The 19,253-nt window shown below is 63.3% G+C and carries 14 protein-coding genes and 1 tRNA gene; 7 read left to right on the forward strand and 8 right to left on the reverse strand.

Going from position 1 to position 19,253, the window contains the following annotated elements; translation table 11 throughout:
• Window positions 1-225 precede the first annotated feature (225 nt).
• From ACMLHG_RS01665 to ACMLHG_RS01685, 5 genes are all read right to left on the reverse strand, one after another.
• Complete coding sequence (locus tag ACMLHG_RS01665) at window positions 226-846, reverse strand: hypothetical protein (protein ID WP_295808041.1); 621 nt, start codon at window positions 844-846, stop codon at window positions 226-228.
• 127 nt (window positions 847-973) lie between these two features.
• The gene (locus tag ACMLHG_RS01670) at window positions 974-1,264 is read right to left on the reverse strand and encodes a hypothetical protein (RefSeq protein ID WP_417169331.1); all 291 of its coding nucleotides are present in this window, start codon (window positions 1,262-1,264) and stop codon (window positions 974-976) included.
• Window positions 1,257-2,672, reverse strand: coding sequence for a hypothetical protein (locus ACMLHG_RS01675; protein ID WP_417169332.1), 1,416 nt, complete (start codon window positions 2,670-2,672; stop codon window positions 1,257-1,259). Before ACMLHG_RS01675 ends, ACMLHG_RS01670 begins: the two co-directional genes overlap by 8 nt.
• Window positions 2,673-2,740: 68 nt before the next feature.
• Window positions 2,741-4,933: an ATP-dependent RecD-like DNA helicase gene (locus ACMLHG_RS01680; RefSeq protein ID WP_417169333.1), complete on the reverse strand. Its 2,193-nt coding sequence runs from the start codon at window positions 4,931-4,933 to the stop codon at window positions 2,741-2,743.
• Complete coding sequence (locus ACMLHG_RS01685; RefSeq protein WP_417169334.1) at window positions 4,930-6,936, reverse strand: hypothetical protein; 2,007 nt, start codon at window positions 6,934-6,936, stop codon at window positions 4,930-4,932. Before ACMLHG_RS01685 ends, ACMLHG_RS01680 begins: the two co-directional genes overlap by 4 nt.
• A gap of 227 nt (window positions 6,937-7,163) precedes the next feature.
• Here ACMLHG_RS01685 and ACMLHG_RS01690 point away from each other — a divergent pair, with 227 nt between their 5' ends.
• Together ACMLHG_RS01690 and ACMLHG_RS01695 are read left to right on the forward strand one after the other, a co-directional pair.
• The gene (locus tag ACMLHG_RS01690) at window positions 7,164-9,578 is read left to right on the forward strand and encodes a hypothetical protein (RefSeq protein WP_417169335.1); all 2,415 of its coding nucleotides are present in this window, start codon (window positions 7,164-7,166) and stop codon (window positions 9,576-9,578) included.
• Between the two features lie 6 nt (window positions 9,579-9,584).
• Window positions 9,585-10,457 carry an AraC family transcriptional regulator gene (locus ACMLHG_RS01695; protein ID WP_294433463.1) on the forward strand — a complete coding sequence of 291 codons (873 nt, stop codon included), beginning with the start codon at window positions 9,585-9,587 and terminating at the stop codon, window positions 10,455-10,457.
• Here the strand turns inward: ACMLHG_RS01695 and rodA are convergent.
• Both rodA and ACMLHG_RS01705 read right to left on the reverse strand, forming a co-directional pair.
• Window positions 10,390-11,586 (reverse strand): rod shape-determining protein RodA, encoded by a 1,197-nt coding sequence (rodA, locus tag ACMLHG_RS01700; RefSeq protein WP_417169336.1) that lies wholly within the window; start codon window positions 11,584-11,586, stop codon window positions 10,390-10,392. The two genes, ACMLHG_RS01695 and rodA, sit on opposite strands and share 68 nt — an antisense overlap.
• Window positions 11,587-11,659: 73 nt before the next feature.
• Window positions 11,660-12,928: an adenylosuccinate synthase gene (locus tag ACMLHG_RS01705; protein ID WP_417169337.1), complete on the reverse strand. Its 1,269-nt coding sequence runs from the start codon at window positions 12,926-12,928 to the stop codon at window positions 11,660-11,662.
• 277 nt (window positions 12,929-13,205) lie between these two features.
• On the opposite strand from ACMLHG_RS01705, the gene ACMLHG_RS01710 reads away from it, so the two are divergent.
• Genes ACMLHG_RS01710 through ACMLHG_RS01720 form a run of 3 tightly spaced genes read left to right on the forward strand, consistent with a single transcriptional unit; the run spans window position 13,206 to window position 16,725 of the window.
• On the forward strand, window positions 13,206-14,456 hold the full coding sequence (locus tag ACMLHG_RS01710; protein ID WP_417169341.1) for a glutamate-5-semialdehyde dehydrogenase: 1,251 nt from the start codon (window positions 13,206-13,208) through the stop codon (window positions 14,454-14,456).
• 22 nt (window positions 14,457-14,478) lie between these two features.
• A complete protein-coding gene (locus tag ACMLHG_RS01715) occupies window positions 14,479-16,266 on the forward strand; it encodes a V-type ATP synthase subunit I (RefSeq protein WP_417169338.1) in 1,788 nt (595 codons plus the stop codon).
• 3 nt (window positions 16,267-16,269) lie between these two features.
• Window positions 16,270-16,725: a hypothetical protein gene (locus tag ACMLHG_RS01720; RefSeq protein ID WP_294433452.1), complete on the forward strand. Its 456-nt coding sequence runs from the start codon at window positions 16,270-16,272 to the stop codon at window positions 16,723-16,725.
• Between the two features lie 111 nt (window positions 16,726-16,836).
• Here the strand turns inward: ACMLHG_RS01720 and ACMLHG_RS01725 are convergent, their stop codons facing one another.
• Complete coding sequence (locus ACMLHG_RS01725) at window positions 16,837-18,132, reverse strand: hypothetical protein (protein ID WP_417169339.1); 1,296 nt, start codon at window positions 18,130-18,132, stop codon at window positions 16,837-16,839.
• Window positions 18,133-18,362: 230 nt separating this feature from the next.
• Here ACMLHG_RS01725 and ACMLHG_RS01730 point away from each other — a divergent pair.
• Both ACMLHG_RS01730 and ACMLHG_RS01735 read left to right on the forward strand, forming a co-directional pair.
• Window positions 18,363-18,438 (forward strand) — tRNA-Glu (locus ACMLHG_RS01730).
• Between the two features lie 223 nt (window positions 18,439-18,661).
• On the forward strand, window positions 18,662-19,253 hold a 592-nt coding region (locus ACMLHG_RS01735; RefSeq protein ID WP_417169340.1), incomplete at its 3' end, for a hypothetical protein.

Consider the following 19,253-nt stretch of genomic DNA (forward strand, 5'->3'; position numbering starts at 1 on the left):
TGAAATTTTTTTTGAAAAATCCTGTCAGGATTTTGTCGGGACCGCCAATTAATAGATGAAAATTTCAGGTCAGCCAAGACCTGCCCGTTTCGAGTCTGGTACGCTCGAGGCGGCGTCCACCTCGGTACCCCGGCGGCAGAACTTTCTCCGCCGGCCTTTTTTTCTGAAAGAAAAGCGCCGTCCAGATGGACGGCGGCATAATGACGAATCGGTTTTTGCCGGGGATCAGCTCTGCGGCTGCTCCTGATGTTCCGCATTGCGTTTGGAGAGACCGCGATTTTCGATGCGGTAGTTGACCTTGATTCCGCAGCGGAGGCGGGCGCGCGCCCAGCTTCCGTCGCCGAGCTTCTTGCTCCCGGAGGCGAGAAGGTACTGGTAGTTCCGGCGCATGTTGGTGTAGGAGAGATCCACCTTCTTCCGGTAGAGCTCCAGGATCTGCTGCCGGAGTTCGGTCTTGTTCAGACTGCGGCGGAGCCGGATCTGACGGTAGTCGATTCCGGCGGCTTCCACCGCGCGTTTCCAGCCGCGGAACCGCTTGATCGCCGCCATGTAAAGACTCTTGTGGTGGACCTGCACCGACTGCGAGGAGATCGGCTGGCCCTCCTCGTGAAGTTTGCGGATTTCGTCGACCACCGCGGTGTTGCTCCAGCGTTTGTACTTGCGAATCTGGCTGTAGTCCAGCCCGCACATGGTGATGGCGGCTTCCCATGAGCCGAAAATCCGGTCGGCCGCAGCATATACACTCGGATACGTGGTCGCGTAATAGTGGGAGTTCAACGGCTCCACACCGTAACGCGACAGAATATGCTGCCGAATCATATTCGGATACCAGTATTTACAAAACATGCGTTTCCTTCCTCCCGATTGAAACTATTATTTAAAATAACCTTATTAAAAGGGAAATGCAACCTTCGCCAAACGAATTTCTAGTTGTTTTTTCCACATTTTTTTCCCGGGAGAAGGGGAGCGGCCGTCATCCGCGTTCCATCGCGGGGGTGCACCGGTAAGCCACCACCCGGCCGTCGAGGTTGCGGAACACCCGCACCTCCGCCAGATCGAAGCACCGCTCCCGGAGGACCAGCCGGTCGCCCGGCCGGGGCGGCACGTCGGCGACCACCCAGCAGAGCGACTCGCACACCTCCCCGCCGGAACTGCCGAGCGAACCGGCCTCCAGCACGGCGGCGCGGACGGCGAACTCCACGAAGGGGCCATTTTCCTCTTTTTTCCACAGCGAAGCGGATTCCAGCGGCAGTGACTCAAGCATGATCCGCCTCCTTTTCCTCCCGCTCGATCTCCTCGAGTATGGCCCGGCGGCGGAGCGGATCGATCTTGCGGATCTTTTCAAGCAGGAAGAGCGCGCTTTTCTCCACTTCGCGCCGGTAGGCAGTCCCGCCGGAGAACTCCCGCAGTTCGAGCAGCGATTCGATCGAACTCTTGAGGTCGGCGACCGCGAACTCCCGGTTGTAGAGGACCGACGGAACCCGGATTGAGGGATCGAATTTCGCCATCAGCTTCCAGCAGCGCAATTCCGCCTGTTCGAGCATGTCGGCGCGGCAGGCGAGAAACTGCTTGACCTGGTGGTAGTCCCACGCCTTGGATTCGGCGGTCTGCGCCTCCCGGCAGGGGGTGACCAGCGCCATGCCGACCGTGTCGAAGAGCTCGCGCTTGAGCGCGTCGTTCTCCTCGCGGATTCGGCTGGTGTCGGCGCCGGAGGGGGAGATGTAGCGGCTGATGCCGCGCTCCTCCGGGCTCTCCCAGATCGCCGCGGAACGGGCGAGCACATGGCTGAACTTCTCCGTCGCGCCGCCGGAACGGCTTCCGCCCGACGCACGGGCCCCCCGGGCGAATCCTTCGGAGATGACCAGCAGTCCGAACATCTGTTTGACGATGTTCATCTGCGACTCGGATTCGTTGTTGAGAATCGCATCCGAAATGCGCACGACATCCTCGAAGTAGTGGCCGGAGTTGAGTCCGTAGCCATCCGGTTCCGTGAGGTAGAAGGCGGGGACTGCGCCGAGGCGGTGCACGGCGTGCAGTCTCTGCCGGACGATGCCGGTGCCCGCTTCGCGTTCGAGCACGAAACATTCGTTGCGGGTGTAGAGTTTCCGGCGGAGCAGTTCGACGGCGGGTTTCCACGGCCCCGGCGCGACCCGGACATGTTCCTCGAAGATGATCCAGTCGAGTTCCCCGTCGGCGCCGAAGCCCCAGTCCGGAATCTCCAGCGGCGAGTGAACCTTCGCCGCCGGGCGCAGTTTCTCCCGGTTTCTCCGCTCACAGTCCACCTCGCCTTCGAAGAAGGGCATTTCGATTTCGACCGCCGCGCCGCCGAAGACGTTGAGCAGTGTGGAAAACTGGCGCATCACCTCGCCGGCGCGCAGTCCGCTGCGCGAGAAGTCCTCGACCAGCGCCGGATCGGCCCCCTCGCGGGTCGGTTCGACCGAAAGGACGAACTGGGTGATCAGCCGCGCGAGCTTGCGCGGGTAGTTGAAGTAGTAGGCGCGCCGGAGCCGTTCGGCGAACTCCAGCTCGACCTCCGAAACGTGCCGGATCAGCGCCTGCCGCAGGTAGGCTTCGCCGCCGGCGTAGGCCGCCGCACTGCGCTGCCAGCACTCCAGGTTGCGGAAATAGTGCGGATGCCGCCGGTGAAAGATAAAGTCCCAATTCGGTTCCATACGGTTCTCCTTTCGCGGATGGTGTTACAACAGTGCGTTTTGTCAACCCGCGAAACAGTGAAAACCGTTCAGGGAGCGTTGCGGAACGCCTCCTCACAGCGGCGGCGCAGTTCGACCAGCCGTTCGGTCAGGAGCGAGAAGCGCGGTTCGAGCCGGGCGTTCTCCACCGCCATGCGCACCGCGCGTTGACTGCCGATCAGCACCAGGAGCCGCTTCGCGCGGGTCATGGCGGTGTAGAGCAGATTCCGCTGCAGCATCATGTAGTGCTGGGTGAGGAAGGGCAGCACGACCGCCGGGAATTCGCTCCCCTGCGACTTGTGGACCGTCACCGCGTAGGCCAGCGAGAGCTGTTCCGCCTCCTCAAACCGGTATTCGACCAGCCGGCCGTCGTCGAAGAGAACCAGGAATTTCTTCTCCTTGAAATAGATCCTGCCGAGGCGGCCGAAGTCGCCGTTGAAGACGTTTTTCTCGTAGTTGTTGGAGATCTGCATGATCTTGTCGCCGGTGCGGAACACCCGTTCCCCCAGCTTGAACTGCGGCCGGTCGCCGCCGTTGAGCTGTTCCTGCAGCCGGGCATTGAGTGAAATCGTGCCGCAGCTGCCCCGGTTCATCGGCGTCAAAATCTGCACGTCGCGGACCGGATCGAGGCCGAAACGGGCCGGAATCCGTTCGACCACCATCTTCTCGATCAGCTCGACGGCACGCTCGGGATCGTCCTGCTCAATCCAGTAGAAATCGGTCAGTTCCCCGGAGCGGAGCGGAAGATTTTCCGGCAGCTGCCCGCGGTTGACCCGGTGGGCGTTGACGATGATCCGGCTGTTCTCCGCCTGCCGGAAGATCTGCGTGAGCCGGGTCACGGAAAACCAGCCCGAGGCGAGGAAACTGGCCAGCACCGTGCCCGCCCCTACCGACGGCAGCTGATCGGCGTCCCCGACCAGCACCACCGAAGTGCCCGGCCGGAGCGCCCGGAAAAGCGCCTGCGCCAGCAGGAGATCCAGCATCGACACCTCGTCGACGATCAGCAGCCGGCAGGAGAGCGGAGAACCGGTGCCGTGCGTGAAACGCCCGGTGGCCGGGTCGAACTGCAACAGCCGGTGCAGAGTCTTCGCCGTGACGCCGGTCGACTCCGACAGCCGTTTGGCGGCACGTCCGGTGGGGGCGGCCAGTGCGAGCGGCACGCCGGCGGCGCGGGCGCGGCGGACGATCTCCCCCACCACGGTGGTTTTCCCGACGCCGGGGCCGCCGGTGATGATCGACAGCGGCGTCCGGCTGACCCCTTCGACCGCGGCGAGCTGCCCGGAGTTGAGCACGACCGGCGTTTCCCCCGCCAGCGGCCGGAGCGACTGCCCGGCGAAACGGCGCGCCGTCGCCAGCGCGGCGATCAGCTTCGGCAATTCGGTTTCCGCCTGCAGAAGCAGCGGCGTATAGATCATGCCGTCGGAACGGCGGAGCAGGCCCCGTTCGAGCGCGGCCTCCAGCCCGGCGGATGCGCGCTCCGGCTTCTGGTTGGCGAGCTCGGCGGTCTGCCGGAGCAGTTCCGGTTCGGGACAGCAGACATGCCCGGAGCCGACCAGCGTATTGACGGTGTAGACGCAGGCGGCGGCCATCCGGTCGACCGAATCGCGGGCGATGCCGAGCGCGCCGGCGATCTCGTCGGCTTTGAGAAATCCGATGCCGTCCACCTCCTCCGCCAGCCGGTAGGGGTTGGCGCGGACCACGTCGGGCGCCCGTTCCCCGTACTGCCGGAAGAGCCGGGCGCAGTAGGCGGGCGTGATGCCCAGCCCCTGCAGAAAGATGTAGCTTTCGCGGCGGGCGGCCGACTCGCGCCATCCCTGAATGATCGCTTCCGCCTTTTTCGGGCCGATGCCGGGAACCTCCTGCAGGCGCTTCGAAAACCGGTCGAGAATGGTCAAGGTCTGGTCTCCGAAGTGGTCGACGATGATCTCCGCGGTGCGTCCGCCGATGCCGGGAATCGCGCCGGAGCCGAGGAACCGTTTGATCCCCTCCGGCGTCGACGGCAGCCGGAGCCGGAACTTCTCCGCCCGGAAGCGGTTGCCGAATTCGGCGTGCTTCTCCCAGCGCCCCTCCGCCTCGATGTTCTGGCCGGGGGCGAGTCCGCAGAGCGGTCCGCAGAGCACATGTTCCGCGCCGGAGCCGTCCGCCAGCCGGAGCACGGCGTAACGGCCGTCGCCGCTGTCGAAAAGAATCCGGCGGATCTCGCCGGAGATCACCGCATGAGTCAGCGTCTGTACCTCGGTCACCGGCGGCCTCCCCCCTCCGGCCTCAGCCGGAAAGCGCGCACACGGCCGCCCGGATTGAGCGGGGTGAAGAGCTCCGGATGCTCCTCCGCCCAGCGCAGTTCGAGATCGGCGTTCGGAATTCCGGCGACGCCGGGGTCGGTCACCAGGTAATCCACCTGCGCCGCCCGGAGCCGGTCGAGCCACGCCGCGAAACTGCCGGGGCGGCGCATCTCCGCAAAGTCGCGGTAGCCGGCGAGAGAGGGATTGCCGGATTCGGTGACCGGGATTGACACCACCCGGTTCCGGCCGTCGGCGAAGTAGTGGTAGAAATAGAGGCCGCAGTAGGCGATCACCGCGCCGCGGCCGCCGCGCTCCTGTTCCATCCGGTCGCGAATCGCCTCATCTTCTGCGGAAAGAAAGCGGGCGCGCATCAGCGGTCCGGAGGAGTTGGCCACGCCGTACCGGTACCCCGCGTCGAGGAGCAGTGCCGCGCCGAAGAGCAGCCACAGGAGATGGCGGAGCGGCCGCAACCGCACCCGGCAGGAGAGGAGAAACAGCAGCGAGACCGCCGCGGTGACGAGAATCCCCGCACCGTGAATCGGGTAGGAGATCTGATCGAACGAGGCTCCCCACGCGACGGCCGCCATCACCGCCGCGACGCACCAGTTGCCGAACCGGCGGGCGAGCAGTTCAAATCCGCCGATGCCGGCGGCCGCCGCCAGCATCACCAGCGGCACGATCTGACGGGGCTGGGTGATGGAGGGGTAGAGTTTCAGCTGGAGCAGCAGCAGAACCAGCAGAAGGACGGCGAAGAAGAGCAGCATCCGTCCACCGCGGCGGCGCCCGGCGGTGAAAACGTACAGGAAGAGCGCGAGACATCCGGCGCCGAGCAGGAGCGCATTCCAGAACGAGAGGCTGTTTTTCGCGCCGTCGACGAAGTAGTGCCAGGCCCGGAGCGACCAGCCGAGGGTGGGCGAGGGTTCCGTCATGAAGCTCGAGAAGAGCGAAAAACTGCCGATGCCGAGCCGCACCGGGAAGACCGGGTTGCTGTAGGTGATCCAGTTGGCGACAAAGCAGGGTGCGGCGGTCACCGCGGCGACGAGAAACGAGCAAAGCACTCCGTTCCGGCAGGAGCGGCGGAAGAACAGAATGCCGCCTCCCAGCGCCAGCAGCATCGGCGGCGCCAGCAGGAACCCGAGGTATTTCGTCGCGGCGGCGACGCCGAATGCCGCCCCGGCGAGCCCGAACCAGGCCGCGGAGTTCCGCCGCATCGCCGGAATCAGCAGTGCGGTGCCGATCACCAGATTCGCCCCGACCATCAGATCGGTGTTCGCCACCGAGGCGTTGCGGAAGACCACCCCCGAGAAGATCACGAACGAGGCCGCCGCAATCGCCGCCGCCCGGCGGAATCCCGCCGCCTGCCCCGCGGCGACGACGGCGATTCCGGCCAGCAGCAGGTGGAAGAACTGAATGTTCCGGGCGAAGAAGTCGAGCCGGACCGGCGCCATGTGCCAGCAGTAGATGAGTTCGCCGTAACAGGGGTAGGTCGCAGTCATCAGCCCCGGCTGGACGATCCGCTCGAGCCGCCCCTCCGCCAGCCAGACCGCCGGATAGTAGATGTGGTAGGTCTGCGCGTCGGTGCCGATGACCGGCAGATAGGCGAACATCCGCCACTGGTAGAAGAGGAATCCGGCGGCGAGCGCGATCATCAGGAGTTCGGGGGCGGTGAACCGTTCCGGCGGGAGCGGCTTCCACGGTTTCTTCCAGGTGATCACCGTCACGCCGGCCGCCAGCGCCATCGAGGCGACGAAGAGGTGGTCGAGCAGGCCGCACAGCCCGAGCACGCCGGGCAGAGCGATCATCAGAAGTTCGTAGAGAAACCCGGCCACGGTCAGGAATTCGCACCAGCGCCGCGGCGCGAACCGGCGGGCCAGAAGAACCGCCGTCCAGACGGCGGGAAGCTGATAGACCAGATAGACAGCCGCCAGCAGCGAACCGCTCATCGCCGCATTCAACGTCTCCATCGCGCCTCCCATTGTTCCAACCGTACTTTCTCTTTTAAAGATAGCACCTTTCCGGGAAAAATACGAATGGTTTCCGCAATTTTCTCCCGGCGGCGCGACCGAAGCCCTCCGCGATGGATGAAATTCCTTCACGGAAACCGTTACAACCGATTGCATCCGGCGAAACGGATGCTATCTTATACCAGCTTTACAGCCGCAACAACGGAGAATGTTCAAGGGATAAGACGATGAAGAAGCTGACGTTTCACCTGCTGTCGAACGCGCATCTCGACCCGGTCTGGTTCTGGGACTGGCGCGAAGGTCTGAACGAAGGAGTCAAAACCTGCCGCAGTATGGCGGCACTGCTGGAAGAGTTTCCGTTCCTGCGCTTTTCCCGCGGCGAAGCGACGATCTACCGCCAGATCGAGCGCTTCGACCCGGAACTGTTCGAAAAAATCCGCGCATTTCATCGGGCGGGCCGCTGGGACATCATCGGCGGCAATCTGGTCCAGCCGGACCAGAATATGCCCGACACCGCCACGCAGGTGCGGCAGTTCCTGCTGGGGCAGCAGTATTTCCGTGACACCTTCGGCGAACCGGTCAGAACCGCCTGGTCGGCGGACTGCTTCGGGCACAGCGCCGGCATGCCGGAGATCTTCCGGCTGGCCGGGTTTGAAAACTTCTGTTTCTCCCGTCCGGCGGAGGCACAGCTTGCGTTGCCGGACGACCTCTTCTACTGGGAGGGCCCCGGCGGCAGCCGGATTCTCTCCTGCCGTCTGGTGATCGGCTGGTACGGCTGCGGCCGCGATGAGACGCTTCTGCGGCTGAACACCGCCCTCGAGCGCTACGCCGACTCCCCCCGCCGCGAAATCGCCCTCGGCATGGGGCTCGGGGACCACGGCGGCGGCACCACGAGGCGGCAGATCCGCGAAGTGCTCGCCTGGGCGGAGTCGCATCCGGAAGTGGAGGTGCGCTTCTCCACCTTCTCCGATTACTTCAACGCCGCCCGCCAGGAGATCGCGGAGGGATTCGAGCCGCCCGTCTACCGCGGCGAACTCAACTTCTGTCTGCGCGGCTGTTACAGCTCGATGACCGGATTCAAACACCGCTTCCGCCGGACGGAGGCGCTGGTCCGCCGCGCCGAACGGAGCGAATCGGTCATCCGCACCGCGCTGGGGCAGAAGCCGGAAGGATTCCACCGGGAGTGGAGCGACATCTGTTTCAACACCTTCCACGACATCCTGCCGGGGAGCAGTGTCGAGCGCGCCTACGAGGAGCAGAGCGACTGGCTCGGCGGCGCGGCCCACTCCGCCCGCGCCCGGGAGTTCGCGGCGCTGAACGATCTGGCCGCCACCGTCGCGGTGCGGGTGCCGGTTCCGGCCGACGACATGCCCGAGGCGGTGCCGTTCCTGGTCTTCAACCCGCGCCCGGTCGCCTACTGCGGACCGGTGGAGCTCGAAACCAACCTCGACTACCGCCCGCTGCTCGGAGCGGTTCCGGGGGACAAGATCCTCGAAGTGCGCGATGAAAACGGCGTTCCGGTGCCGTTCCAGGAGGTCGAACACGAACATCACTGCTATCCGGAAATCCTCTGGCGGCAGCGGGTGCTCTGCCCGGTGGAACTGCCTCCCTTCGGCTGGAAGGTCATGACCTTCGGCTACGTCAGCCATCCGGAATACGCCCCCGCTCCGGCGGGACATCCGGCGGAAGCGCTGTCGGAGCACGTCATCGGCAACGGCGAACTCGAGGTGCGCGCCGTGCCGGGCAGTTACCGGATCGAACTGCTCCGCAACGGCGAACCCTTCGCCGGCGACGGCGGCATCTCATTCGCCCTCTACCGCGACCCGTGGGGCTCCTGGGGAGACGGCTCCGAGGAGTTTGACGGCATCCATCTGCAGGAGCTGGTCGAACTCTGGCGCATCACCGAAGCGAAGGTGCTCGAAACCGGTCCGGAACGGGCCGCCCTGTGGGTGCGCTTCTCCGGCGGGCGTTCGCAGATCGAACTCACGCTCCGGCTGAACCGCAACTCCTCCCGGCTGGAAGGCGCCGCCCGGATTCTCTGGCTCGACCGCTCGGTGCGGCTCAAGATGCGGATGCCGCAGGGCGACCGGGTGGTCTACGACGTCGCCGGGGCGGAGGTCACCCGCGGCGAGACCGGCCAGGTGCCGGGTGTCCGCTACGCCCGGGTGTTCCCGGACCGCCCCTACAGCTTTGCGGCGGATTCCAGCTACGGATTCGACAACGAGAACGGCTTCTTCACGCTGACGCTCGCCCGTGGCAGCCGCTATTCGGTCAGCACCATGACGGCGGCGGACGAATTCCCGGAACACGCCACCGAGCGGGGAGAACTCAAACTCAACTTCCGCCTCGCCCTCGGCGGCGATGCTTCGGCCCTCGCGGATGAGCTGGAGTTCCCGCCGGTGACGATCCTCACCTGGCCGCATTCCGGGGAGCGCCCCGGAACCGGTTCGCTGCTGCCGCTGCCCGCTCTCGAAAACGAGGGGGTGGAGCTGGTCACGCTCGAGCAGGAGAGTGCCGGCACACTGCTGGCAACACTGCAGAACCGTACGCTTCACCCGGTCACGGTCAGGACGGCGCAAGGCGGCGAGGAGACACTGCCCCCGTGGCAGTTCCGCCGGGTTTCGCTCGCCCTGAAACGCTGAGACAGCATGCGCGAAGAGTTCGTTCTGCCGCCGCCGGTCCCGGCCGACTCCCCCTTCCAGCTTCGGCTGGCGGGGGTGAGTTACTGCGACGGCAGTTATCGGATTGAACGGGAAACCGCCGATTTCTCCGTGGTCGAATATGTCGAACGCGGCACCGGCACGCTCGAAATCGACGGGGAAGAGTTCCACCCTTCGGCCGGCGACCTTTACTTCCTGCCGGAGGGCAGCCGTCACCGCTACTGGTCCGACGCACACAATCCGTGGGTGAAATACTGGATGAACTTCGGCGGCGTACTCGGCACCGAACTGCGCCGCATCTTCCGGGTGGAGCGGCTCTTTCTCGTCCGCGGCTTCTCCCGGCCGGAGCTTTTTCTCGACGCACTGCACCAGTTCCGGAAACATCCGGAATTCATCCACACCCGCACCGGTCCGGAGTTTCTGACGGCGGTCATCACCACGATGGCGGCCGATCTCGCCGGCGCCGCCGGAAAACCGGCAATCTCCGAGGAGGGCGAACTGCTCCGCGCCCGTCTCGATGCGGCGGTGTTTGGAACGGTTCCCTCGCTGGAGGAGCTGGCCGTGGCGATCTCAAAATCGCGCGCGCAGACCATCCGCATCTTCCGCCGGGACTTCGGCGAGACGCCGCTGCAGTATCTGCTCGACCGCAAGATGGAGGCGGCGCGGGAGCTTCTGGCCAGCACCCGGACGCCGATCAAGGAGCTGGCCGCAATGCTTGGCTTTACCGATCCATACCATTTTGCGGCGCTCTTCCGGCGCCGGAACGGCCTGCCGCCGGGGCGCTACCGCACCGTCAGCGCGAATTCCGGAACCGGTAGACCGACTGGAGCAGACCGCACCCCGCCAGACCGGTCAGCATGAAGGAGCCGCCGTAGCTCACGAAGGGCAGCGAAAGGCCGGTCACCGGCGCAAGTCCGATGCTCATGCCGATGTTGATGAAGCAGTGGGTGAAGATGATGCTGCCGATTCCGACCGCCAGATAGCGCCCGAAGGGGTCTGTGGTGAGAAACGCGGTGCGGATGATCGAGTAAAAGAGCGCCAGATAGGCCGCGATCAGCAGGAGACAGCCGAGAAAGCCGACCTCCTCGGCGATCACCGAGAAGATGAAGTCGTTGTTGGAGACGGTCTGCGGCAGAAATCCCAGCGTATTCTGGGTGCCTTCGCCGATTCCCTTGCCGGTCAGCCCGCCGGAGCCGACCGCCAGCCGCGCCTGATAGGAGTTGTAGCCGGTGTCGGTGCGGTCCAGTTCGGGGTTGAGAAAGACCCGGATCCGGTCGCGTTGGTACTCCTTGAGCATCGGGCGGAACTGCATCGCCTCGTTGAGCACCGCCGCTCCGCCGAGAATGCAGACCGCGACGGCGGCCAGCAGAATATAGCGCCACTTCAGCCCCGCAGTGAAAAGGATCGACAGAAAAATCGGCACCAGAATCAGCGCGCTGCCGAGGTCCGGTTCGCGCACGATCAGCAGAAACGGCAGCGCCACCGTCGCCCCGCCGAGCAGCAGGCAGGGGAAGCGGTTCACCTGAAACATCGGGCTTGCGAACATCGCCGAGAGCACCATCACCAGCGCGAGCTTGCTGAATTCAGAGGGTTGCAGCCGCATGCCGAGCGGTGCGATCGAGAGCCAGCGGGTGGCACCGTAGACCTTCACACCGATGAAGAAAACCAGTATCAGCAGGACGATCGTGACCAGATAGAAGAGGATCGCCAGAATCCGGTATTGGATCTTCCGGTAATCGATCAGCGAACAGAAGAGCCAGAGAATGCCGCCCGCGCCGATCCAGCGCAGCTGGCGGAAGAAGAAGGAGGCCGCGTGGTTTCCGCCCACCTGGGCTCCCGTCGAGTAGATGAAGAGCAGCCCGGTGCCGATCAGAAAGAGCAGTGCGCCGATCTGAACGAAGTCAAATTCCGGCACGAAATGCGCCAGCCGTCCGAGAATTCCCTCCTCCTGACGGTCGGCATCAAAGCAACCGCTCCACTCCGTTTTCATCCCTTTCTCCCGCGAAAAAAAAACGGCCGGAACCGGGTGTTCCGGTTTCGGCCGAGCATCCATCAGAACCGCATCAGACCATGAAGGTCTGGTCGCGCCGGGGACCGACCGAAACCACCGCGATGCTGGAATCCACCAGCTCCGCCATGCGCTTCAGGTAGTTGCGGGCATTTTCCGGCAGATCGTTCCAGCAGGTGGCGCCGGAGGTTTCGCACTGCCAGCCGGGCAGCCATTCGAGCACCGGTTTGACCGCCTGCAGTTCGGCGATCGAAGCGGGGAACTCCTTCGTGATCCGGCCGTCGATTTCGTAGGCGACGCAGATGGCGATCTTTTCGAAGCTGTCGAGCACGTCGAGTTTGGTGACGGCGAGCTTGTTGATGCCGTCAACCATGCAGGCGTAGTGCGCGGCGACCGCGTCGAACCAGCCGCAGCGGCGCGGCCGCCCGGTGGTGGCGCCGAACTCCCGCCCGACCTGACGGAGCTGTTCGCCCGCCTCGTCGAAGAGTTCCGTCGGGAACGGCCCTTCGCCGACCCGGGTGGTGTAGGCCTTGATGACGCCCCAGGAGTCGCGGATGTGCTGCGGCGCGATGCCGGCACCGGTGCAGGCCCCGCCGGAGGTGGTGTTGCTGCTGGTGACGAAGGGGTAGGTGCCGTGGTCGATGTCGAGCAGAGCGCCCTGCGCGCCTTCGCAGAGGATCTTCTTGCCTTCCTTGAGCGCGGCGTTGATCGAATAGACGGTGTCGCAGACGCGGGGCGCGAGGTAGGCGGCCGCCTCCTTGACGCGCTCCCACTCCGCGTCGATGTCGAGCTGCGCGATGCCGTGTTCGGAGAAGAGCTTGTTGTATTTGGCAGCTTCGGTGCGGAACTGCGGTTCGAGCCGTTCGGGCGCGGTGAGGTCGATCGCGCGGATGCCGCAGCGGTGCATCTTGTCGGCGTAGGCCGGGCCGATGCCGCGCTTGGTCGTGCCGATCTTCTTCGAACCGGCGCCGGCTTCGTTGAGCACGTCGGCCCGCTTGTGATATTCGAAGATCAGTTGCGCGCGGTTGCTGAACTCGATTGCGGAAACGTCAAAACCCTTTTCGGCGATCCCTTTCATCTCCTCGGTCAGCGCGACCGGGTCGACCACCAGACCGTTGCCGATGACGCACCGGACCCCTTTGCGGAAGATGCCGGAGGGCACGAGGTGGAGCACATAACGTTCGCTGCCGATTTCGACGGTATGGCCGGCGTTGTTGCCGCCCTGAAAGCGCACCACCATATCGACGTCACGGGTGAGCACGTCGATGAGCTTTCCCTTGCCTTCGTCACCCCACTGGGTACCGACCAGAATATCAACCGGCATATTTCTTCTCCTGTTTGAAAATGAGGATCTGTTTTTTTAACAAAAATAAAACAAGGAAATTAACATAACCCGTTTCAGGAAAATTGCAATCCTTTTCGATGGAAAAAACGGCGCCGGAGAGTTTTTTCCGGAGTTTTTTTCAAGATTGCCCAAGATTCCCGTTCCGGCGATTTGCAACCGGGGCAAAACTGTTGTATTTTAAAATGAGTGTATTCTGACAGACAATTGAGGATTTTCCGGAGGGAACGCGGTGAGTGAGACGGTGACACCCGATGTGATGAAGAAGACGCTGGAGACGATGGGCGCGAAAGCGAAAACCGCCTCCCGCGCATTGGCCACTCTGGCAAGCGAAGCAAAGAATCGCTGTCTGGAACAGATGGCGCGCGAAATTGAATCGGCCCGTCCGGAGATTCTGGCGGCCAACGCAACCGACCTCGAAGCCGCCCGCGCCAAGGGACTCGCTCCGGCGATGATCGACCGGCTCACCCTCACCGACGCCCGCATTCAGGGGATGGCCGACGGGCTGCGCACCGTTGCCGCCCAGCACGACCCGGTCGGGAGAATCCTGTCGAAAAATGTCCGCCCGAACGGGCTTGAGATCACCAAAATCTCCGTTCCGATCGGTGTGATCGGCATCATCTATGAGTCGCGGCCCAACGTGACCGTCGACGCCGCCGGCATCTGTCTGAAAGCCGGCAACGCGGTGATTCTGCGCGGCGGCAGCGAGGCGTTTCACTCGAACCTCTGCCTTGCCGGGCTGCTCAACCGGGCGGCGGTGGCGTGCGGGCTGCCGGACGGCGTCGTCCAGCTGGTGCCGTGGACCGACCATGCGGCGGTCAATCTGCTGCTCAAGATGGACCGCTATCTCGATCTGGTGATTCCGCGCGGCGGCGAACGGCTGATCCGGCTGGTCTGCGCTGAGGCGACCATGCCGGTGCTCAAGCACTACAAAGGGGTCTGCCACCTCTTCGTCGACCGCGAATGCGACATCGATCAGGCGGTGAAGATCATCGTCAACGCCAAGTGCCAGCGCCCCGGCGTCTGCAATACGCTGGAGACGCTGCTGATCCATCGCGACATCGCGCCGCGGTTCGTGCCGCCCTTCCTCGCCGCGATGCGGGAGAACGGCGTGGAACTGCGCGGCGATGCGGAGTTTTGCAAACTCGCGCCGGAAGCGCTCCCCGCCACCGAAGAGGACTACTTCGCTGAATACCTCGCACTCATTCTCGCGGTGAGGACGGTCGGTTCAGTCGAGGAGGCGGTGGAGCACATCAACCATTACGGTTCGGGGCACAGCGACGGAATTCTGAGCACGATTCCGGCGGACATCGACTACTTTTTCGCCAACGTCGACTCTTCGACACTCTATGCCAATGCGTCGACCCGGTTCACCGACGGCGGGGAATTCGGCATGGGGGCGGAGATCGGCATCAGCACCGACAAGCTCCACGCCCGCGGTCCGATGGGTGCGGATGAGCTGACCAGTTACAAATATCTCGTTCGCGGCAACGGGCAGATCCGGCCGTGAAATCAACGGGAGATGAGATAAGATGATTGTACCGATGAAAAAGGTCACGCTGCTGGCGCTGGGCACCGAACAGGATGAGGCGCTCACCGCACTGCGCGGACTCGGCGTGATGCAGGTTGAAACAATCCGCAGCAGCGCCTCGGAGAACGCTCAGCAGCTTGCGGAAGAGCTTTCCGAAGCGACCCGGATTACGGGGGAGCTGGAGAAGCTGGTCCAGGAAAACGGCGGCGAAATTCCGCCGGGGAAACCGCGGTCGGGAGCGGAGGCGCTGGAAGAGGCGGCCGATCTGCTCGACAAGCGGGAACGGTTTGCCGGCGAGCTTGAGAACATCCGCCAGCGGCAGAAGGCGCTCTCCGTGTGGGGGGAGTTCAACCGTGACACCCTGACCGCATTGGAGGCGAAAGGGATCCATGTTCACCTCTGCTGCGGCAACGAGAAGCAGTACGAGGCGGCGATGGCGCTGGAGGAGGCGCAGTGCCGTCCGATCAGCGAGGATGCCGGGCGGATTTTCTTCGTGGTGACGACGTTGCGGGAGCTTGCCCCGGACGCCCTGCCGGAGGTCCGCCTGAGCGAGGAGGATAATCCGCCGGAGTTGCGGCGCCGCGCCGAGGCTCTGACACTCAAATTGAAGGCGGTGGGCGACGAACTGACTGCGTTGCTTCCCTCATTGCCGGCGGCACAGCGCAGGATTCAGACGCTGGATTCGGAGCTGGAGTATGCGCGGGTGCATGATTCGCTGGCGGAGCATGGGGCGGTGGTGTCGCTTGCCGGATTTGTTCCCGCCCCGGAGATTGACAAACTGCGTGACGCGGCCCGGGAGCATGGCTGGGGGCTGTTGATTACCGATCCGGAAGCCGGCGATTCGGTGCCGACTCTGCTCCGGGAGTCGAAGTTCAGCCGGCTGATTTCGCCGCTCTTCCAGTTTCTCGGTATTTCGCCCGGCTACGATGAGATCGACGTCTCCGGCGGGGTGCTGATTTTCTTCACCATCTTCTATGCGATGATCATCGGCGACGCGGGGTACGGGCTGGTCTTTCTGGCGGCGACGCTGCTGGCGAAGTGGAAGTTCCGCAACCGCCCGGCGGCGGTGTTGCCGCTGCGGATGATGACGGTGCTGAGCGTCGCCGCCATCGTCTGGGGTGTGCTGACCAACAACTACTTCGGCACGGCTCCGCTGCCGCAGCTGAGTTTGAAGTTCTTCACCCAGGAGGGGGTCAAGGATGCCAACGTGCAGGCGTTCTGCTTTGCTCTGGCGGTGGCGCAGCTTTCGCTCGGGCGGATCTGGCGTGCGATCCACGACGGGAATCTGCGCAGCATCGGCCGGAACCTCGGCTGGATGCTGATTCTGTGGGGGAACTTCTTTTTGACGATCCGGCTGATTGTCTGGCCGGGCGAGTTCCCGGTCTACATGTACTGGCTCTACGGCATCGGCCTGGTGCTGGTGGTGTGCTGTGACATCAACTGGAAAAATGTTGCGGATATCTTCCAGTTTCCCTTCAACATCATCGGCAGTTTTGTCGATGTGCTCTCCTACATCCGGCTTTTTGCGGTCGGCATGGCGGGGTATTACATCGCGTTCAGCTTCAACGGCATGGGGGTCAGCATCTGGAAGGCGTCGCCCTATTTTCTGATCTTCGGCATATTGGTGATCCTCTTCGGTCACCTGCTGAACATCGGGCTCTGCGTTCTGAGTGTGCTGGTTCACGGCGTCCGGCTCAACACGCTGGAATTTTCCAATCACGTCGGATTGAGCTGGAGCGGATCGAATTTCAAACCGTTTAAAATCCACAAAAAATCGGAGGAAAACTGAGCAATGGAACTTGAAATGATGAAAGCGCTGGCACTCGCCGGCGGATATGCGGCGGTCGGTCTGGCCGGAATCGGCTCTTCCCTCGGCACCGGAATCGGCGGCAGCGCCGCGGTCGGCGCCTGGAAGAAGTGCTATCAGCAGGACAAGCCGGCGCCGTTCCTTCTGGTTGCGCTGGCCGGTGCGCCGCTGTCGCAGACCATCTACGGCATGATCATGATGGTCATTCTGAAGGGGAAGGCGGCAACTGCGCCGCAGTTCTGGCCGCTCTATCTCGCCATCGGCATCTTCGGCGGACTGGCGCTGATGGTTTCCGCCTGGTATCAGGGCAAGGCGGCGGCGGGCGGCTGCAACGCCTTCGGGGAAACCAATCAGGGATTTGCGAACTACCTGATGGTACTCGGCATCATTGAAACCTGCGCAATCTTCGCGCTGGTCTTCTCGCTTCTGGCGATGCCGTAAGCGCCGTTTTCCGTTCGAAAAAGAGAGACGGAGGTGTGTTTTTTCACACCTCCGTTTTTGTTTTGATGCGATCGATGCTCCCGGTTAACGGGGGGAAGGGGCGGTGCGAGTTTAAAAGCGCCCCATCGCACGCCCTCCGCCACCGCCTGCCGGAGCGGCCGGAATGATGTTCCCGCTTCTCGACGGGGGCCGTGCCGGCAGATTGACCGCCGGGCGGTTCGGCCGGGAGTCGAAGCGGGTGGGCGCGGTCGGCTGCGCGGGCTCGCGGGACGGCGGTTGAATGGTTCCCGGCCGCGATTGCGGACTGGTCGGGCGGACGGGGCGTGACGGACGTTCCAGCCGGTCCATCTGCCCGGGGCGGGAGGGTTGTCCCGGTTTCTCGGGGCGATTCGGCCGGTCAGGCCAGTTTGGGCGGTCGGGCCAGTTCGGCCGGTCAGGCCGGTCAGGCCGGTCGGGCCAGTCGGGACGCGGGGGGAACGGCAGCCGGGGCGGCCGGGGGCGGATGGGATATCGATTCCACCAGTTCCCGTAGTACCACCACCAGACCGGATAGTAGCTGTCGCCGAAATAGTAGCCGGAGTAGTTGCGGACGTTGCCGAAGTCAATCGGTTCGGTACTGCTTTTGTCCTTGGTGTCGATTCCGGCGATGCCGGACGGATTGTCCGATGTTCCGGAGGCGTTCGCCGTTGCGCCTGCCGCGGCGTCGTTTCCTCCTGCGGCGGCAAACTGGTAGTAGATGTCGAGATAGTTGTTCACGAGGTCGGCGGCCTGTTCGGCGGAGGCGCAGAAGACGGGCAGATTGGCATTCCCCTGAATACGCGCCTTGAGGCCGGTCGGATAGAGGAATCCGGTCCAGCTCTCTTCCACCTTGAGTTTCAGCCCGTCGGCGAGAATCATCATCGGCAGGGCGTTCTGGCCGCTGTCATCCTGGAGAACGCGGACGAGCGTTCCATCCCCGGCGGTTTCGACACCGCTGACCCGCAGTGCCCGCCGGTTGGAACGGATCAGGAAGAGCAGATCTTCGCGGCTCACCTCGACATTTCTGCCGTTGAAGCGCTCGCGCAATTTTTTCCGTATGGCCTCGGCCCGGTCGGATTCATCGTCTGCCTTCAGCTCTTCGGCCCGGTCGCGGCTGAGCTGTTCGCGCCGCTCCTCATATCGGCGGGCGCGTTCGGGGTCGTAGCGGTACTGCTGTTGAACGGCGGCGTCCAGCTCTTCGAACGGAATGCGTTTGAGGACGGCGGTTCCGTTTTCATTGACGAAACTGATGGTCAATCCGGCAGGATCGACCTGTTCCACCGTGACGTTGGAATAGAGTGTCCCGTCACTTTTTTTGATCTCCTCCGCGCCGGTGGCGACGGCCGCCGCAAGACAGCAGAGGAGGAGGGGAAGGGGGCGGAATTTCACAGCATCTCTCCTTTTGATTAAAAAAACAGATATATGCACTGTTGATTATAAGCTGTGCCGAAGAAAAATCAAGATGACGCGGAAAAAAAAGCGGAAAATCCGGAATTTTTCCGCCGGACAGAAGAGCCGGAGCGGTTTTTGCAGAGAAAAATGAAAAAAGCGACACTTTCCAGATTGACTTTTTCAAAAAACGGCTTATAGTAAGCACCATCGTTTAACGAGCCTCCTGCGTCCCCATCGTCTAGAGGCCTAGGACACCGGGTTCTCATCCCGGCAACATGGGTTCGACTCCCATTGGGGATGCCACTTTTTCCCGGATTTACAGCCTTGAGTTCATTTTTTTGCTTCGGAATGTGGAAAAAGTCCGCTCCCGTGCTTGAAAAAAACACAATCGCATGTAGGTTACCTTGATACAGCGGTTTCCGGCTGCCCGGAAATGAGATGACGGAGGCGGCCGCCGCTGTGGATTGCTTTTTTCATCATCTTCCGCTCCCGGTCGCCGGCAGCGGAAACAGCCGGAGTTGAGAGTATGGATCGAAAAACACTCAAACAGGCGCCGATCTATGTGCGCGATGCCTACAACCATGCCATCCGTCTGGCGCCGTCCGATCTGGATGGCGCCATTCGCACCCTCGTCAAAGTGGTTCGCGAATATCCCGAGGTTGCGGCGACGCGTGAGAAACTGCGCGAGTTTGAGCTGGCCAAAACCCGCGGAATGAATCCATTGCTGCGCGCATTCTGGATGATGCTCTCCCCCATCCCCTTCCTGCTGATCAAACTCAAGGCGATTCGCGACCCCTACGGCGCGCTCTCCCTCTGCGAAGGGCCGCTGGCTCACTGTGTGGACAATCCGCTGATCCTGCTCGCCATGGCCGATGCCGGGGAGGATTGTGATGCGATGTTCATCTCGGCGGAAGCTCTCGAAATATTTCACCAGTTCCACCCGAACAACGAAGGGGTGGCCCGCCGCATGGCGGAGGCGTTTCAGCGTGACGGCCGTGCCCGCGAGGCGCTGAAGGTGCTTCAGGAGATCTCCAAACGCCACCCCGCCGATCTGTCGATGCAGGCGGAACTGCGCAGCGCCATCGCCCTTGCCAGCATCGAGCGTGGCAAGTGGGAGG

The sequence above is a fragment of the Victivallis sp. genome, from assembly GCF_048170485.1.
Taxonomy (GTDB): domain Bacteria; phylum Verrucomicrobiota; class Lentisphaeria; order Victivallales; family Victivallaceae; genus Victivallis.

Bases quoted from the DNA above. Each gene is read 5' to 3' on its own strand.
- ACMLHG_RS01665 (WP_295808041.1), bottom strand. From the start codon at position 846: ATGTTTTGTAAATACTGGTATCCGAATATGATTCGGCAGCATATTCTG.
- ACMLHG_RS01670 (WP_417169331.1), bottom strand. From the start codon at position 1,264: ATGCTTGAGTCACTGCCGCTGGAATCCGCTTCGCTGTGGAAAAAAGAG.
- ACMLHG_RS01675 (WP_417169332.1), bottom strand. From the start codon at position 2,672: ATGGAACCGAATTGGGACTTTATCTTTCACCGGCGGCATCCGCACTAT.
- ACMLHG_RS01685 (WP_417169334.1), bottom strand. From the start codon at position 6,936: ATGGAGACGTTGAATGCGGCGATGAGCGGTTCGCTGCTGGCGGCTGTC.
- ACMLHG_RS01690 (WP_417169335.1), top strand. From the start codon at position 7,164: ATGAAGAAGCTGACGTTTCACCTGCTGTCGAACGCGCATCTCGACCCG.
- ACMLHG_RS01695 (WP_294433463.1), top strand. From the start codon at position 9,585: ATGCGCGAAGAGTTCGTTCTGCCGCCGCCGGTCCCGGCCGACTCCCCC.
- rodA (WP_417169336.1), bottom strand. From the start codon at position 11,586: ATGAAAACGGAGTGGAGCGGTTGCTTTGATGCCGACCGTCAGGAGGAG.
- ACMLHG_RS01705 (WP_417169337.1), bottom strand. From the start codon at position 12,928: ATGCCGGTTGATATTCTGGTCGGTACCCAGTGGGGTGACGAAGGCAAG.
- ACMLHG_RS01710 (WP_417169341.1), top strand. From the start codon at position 13,206: ATGAAGAAGACGCTGGAGACGATGGGCGCGAAAGCGAAAACCGCCTCC.
- ACMLHG_RS01715 (WP_417169338.1), top strand. From the start codon at position 14,479: ATGATTGTACCGATGAAAAAGGTCACGCTGCTGGCGCTGGGCACCGAA.
- ACMLHG_RS01720 (WP_294433452.1), top strand. From the start codon at position 16,270: ATGGAACTTGAAATGATGAAAGCGCTGGCACTCGCCGGCGGATATGCG.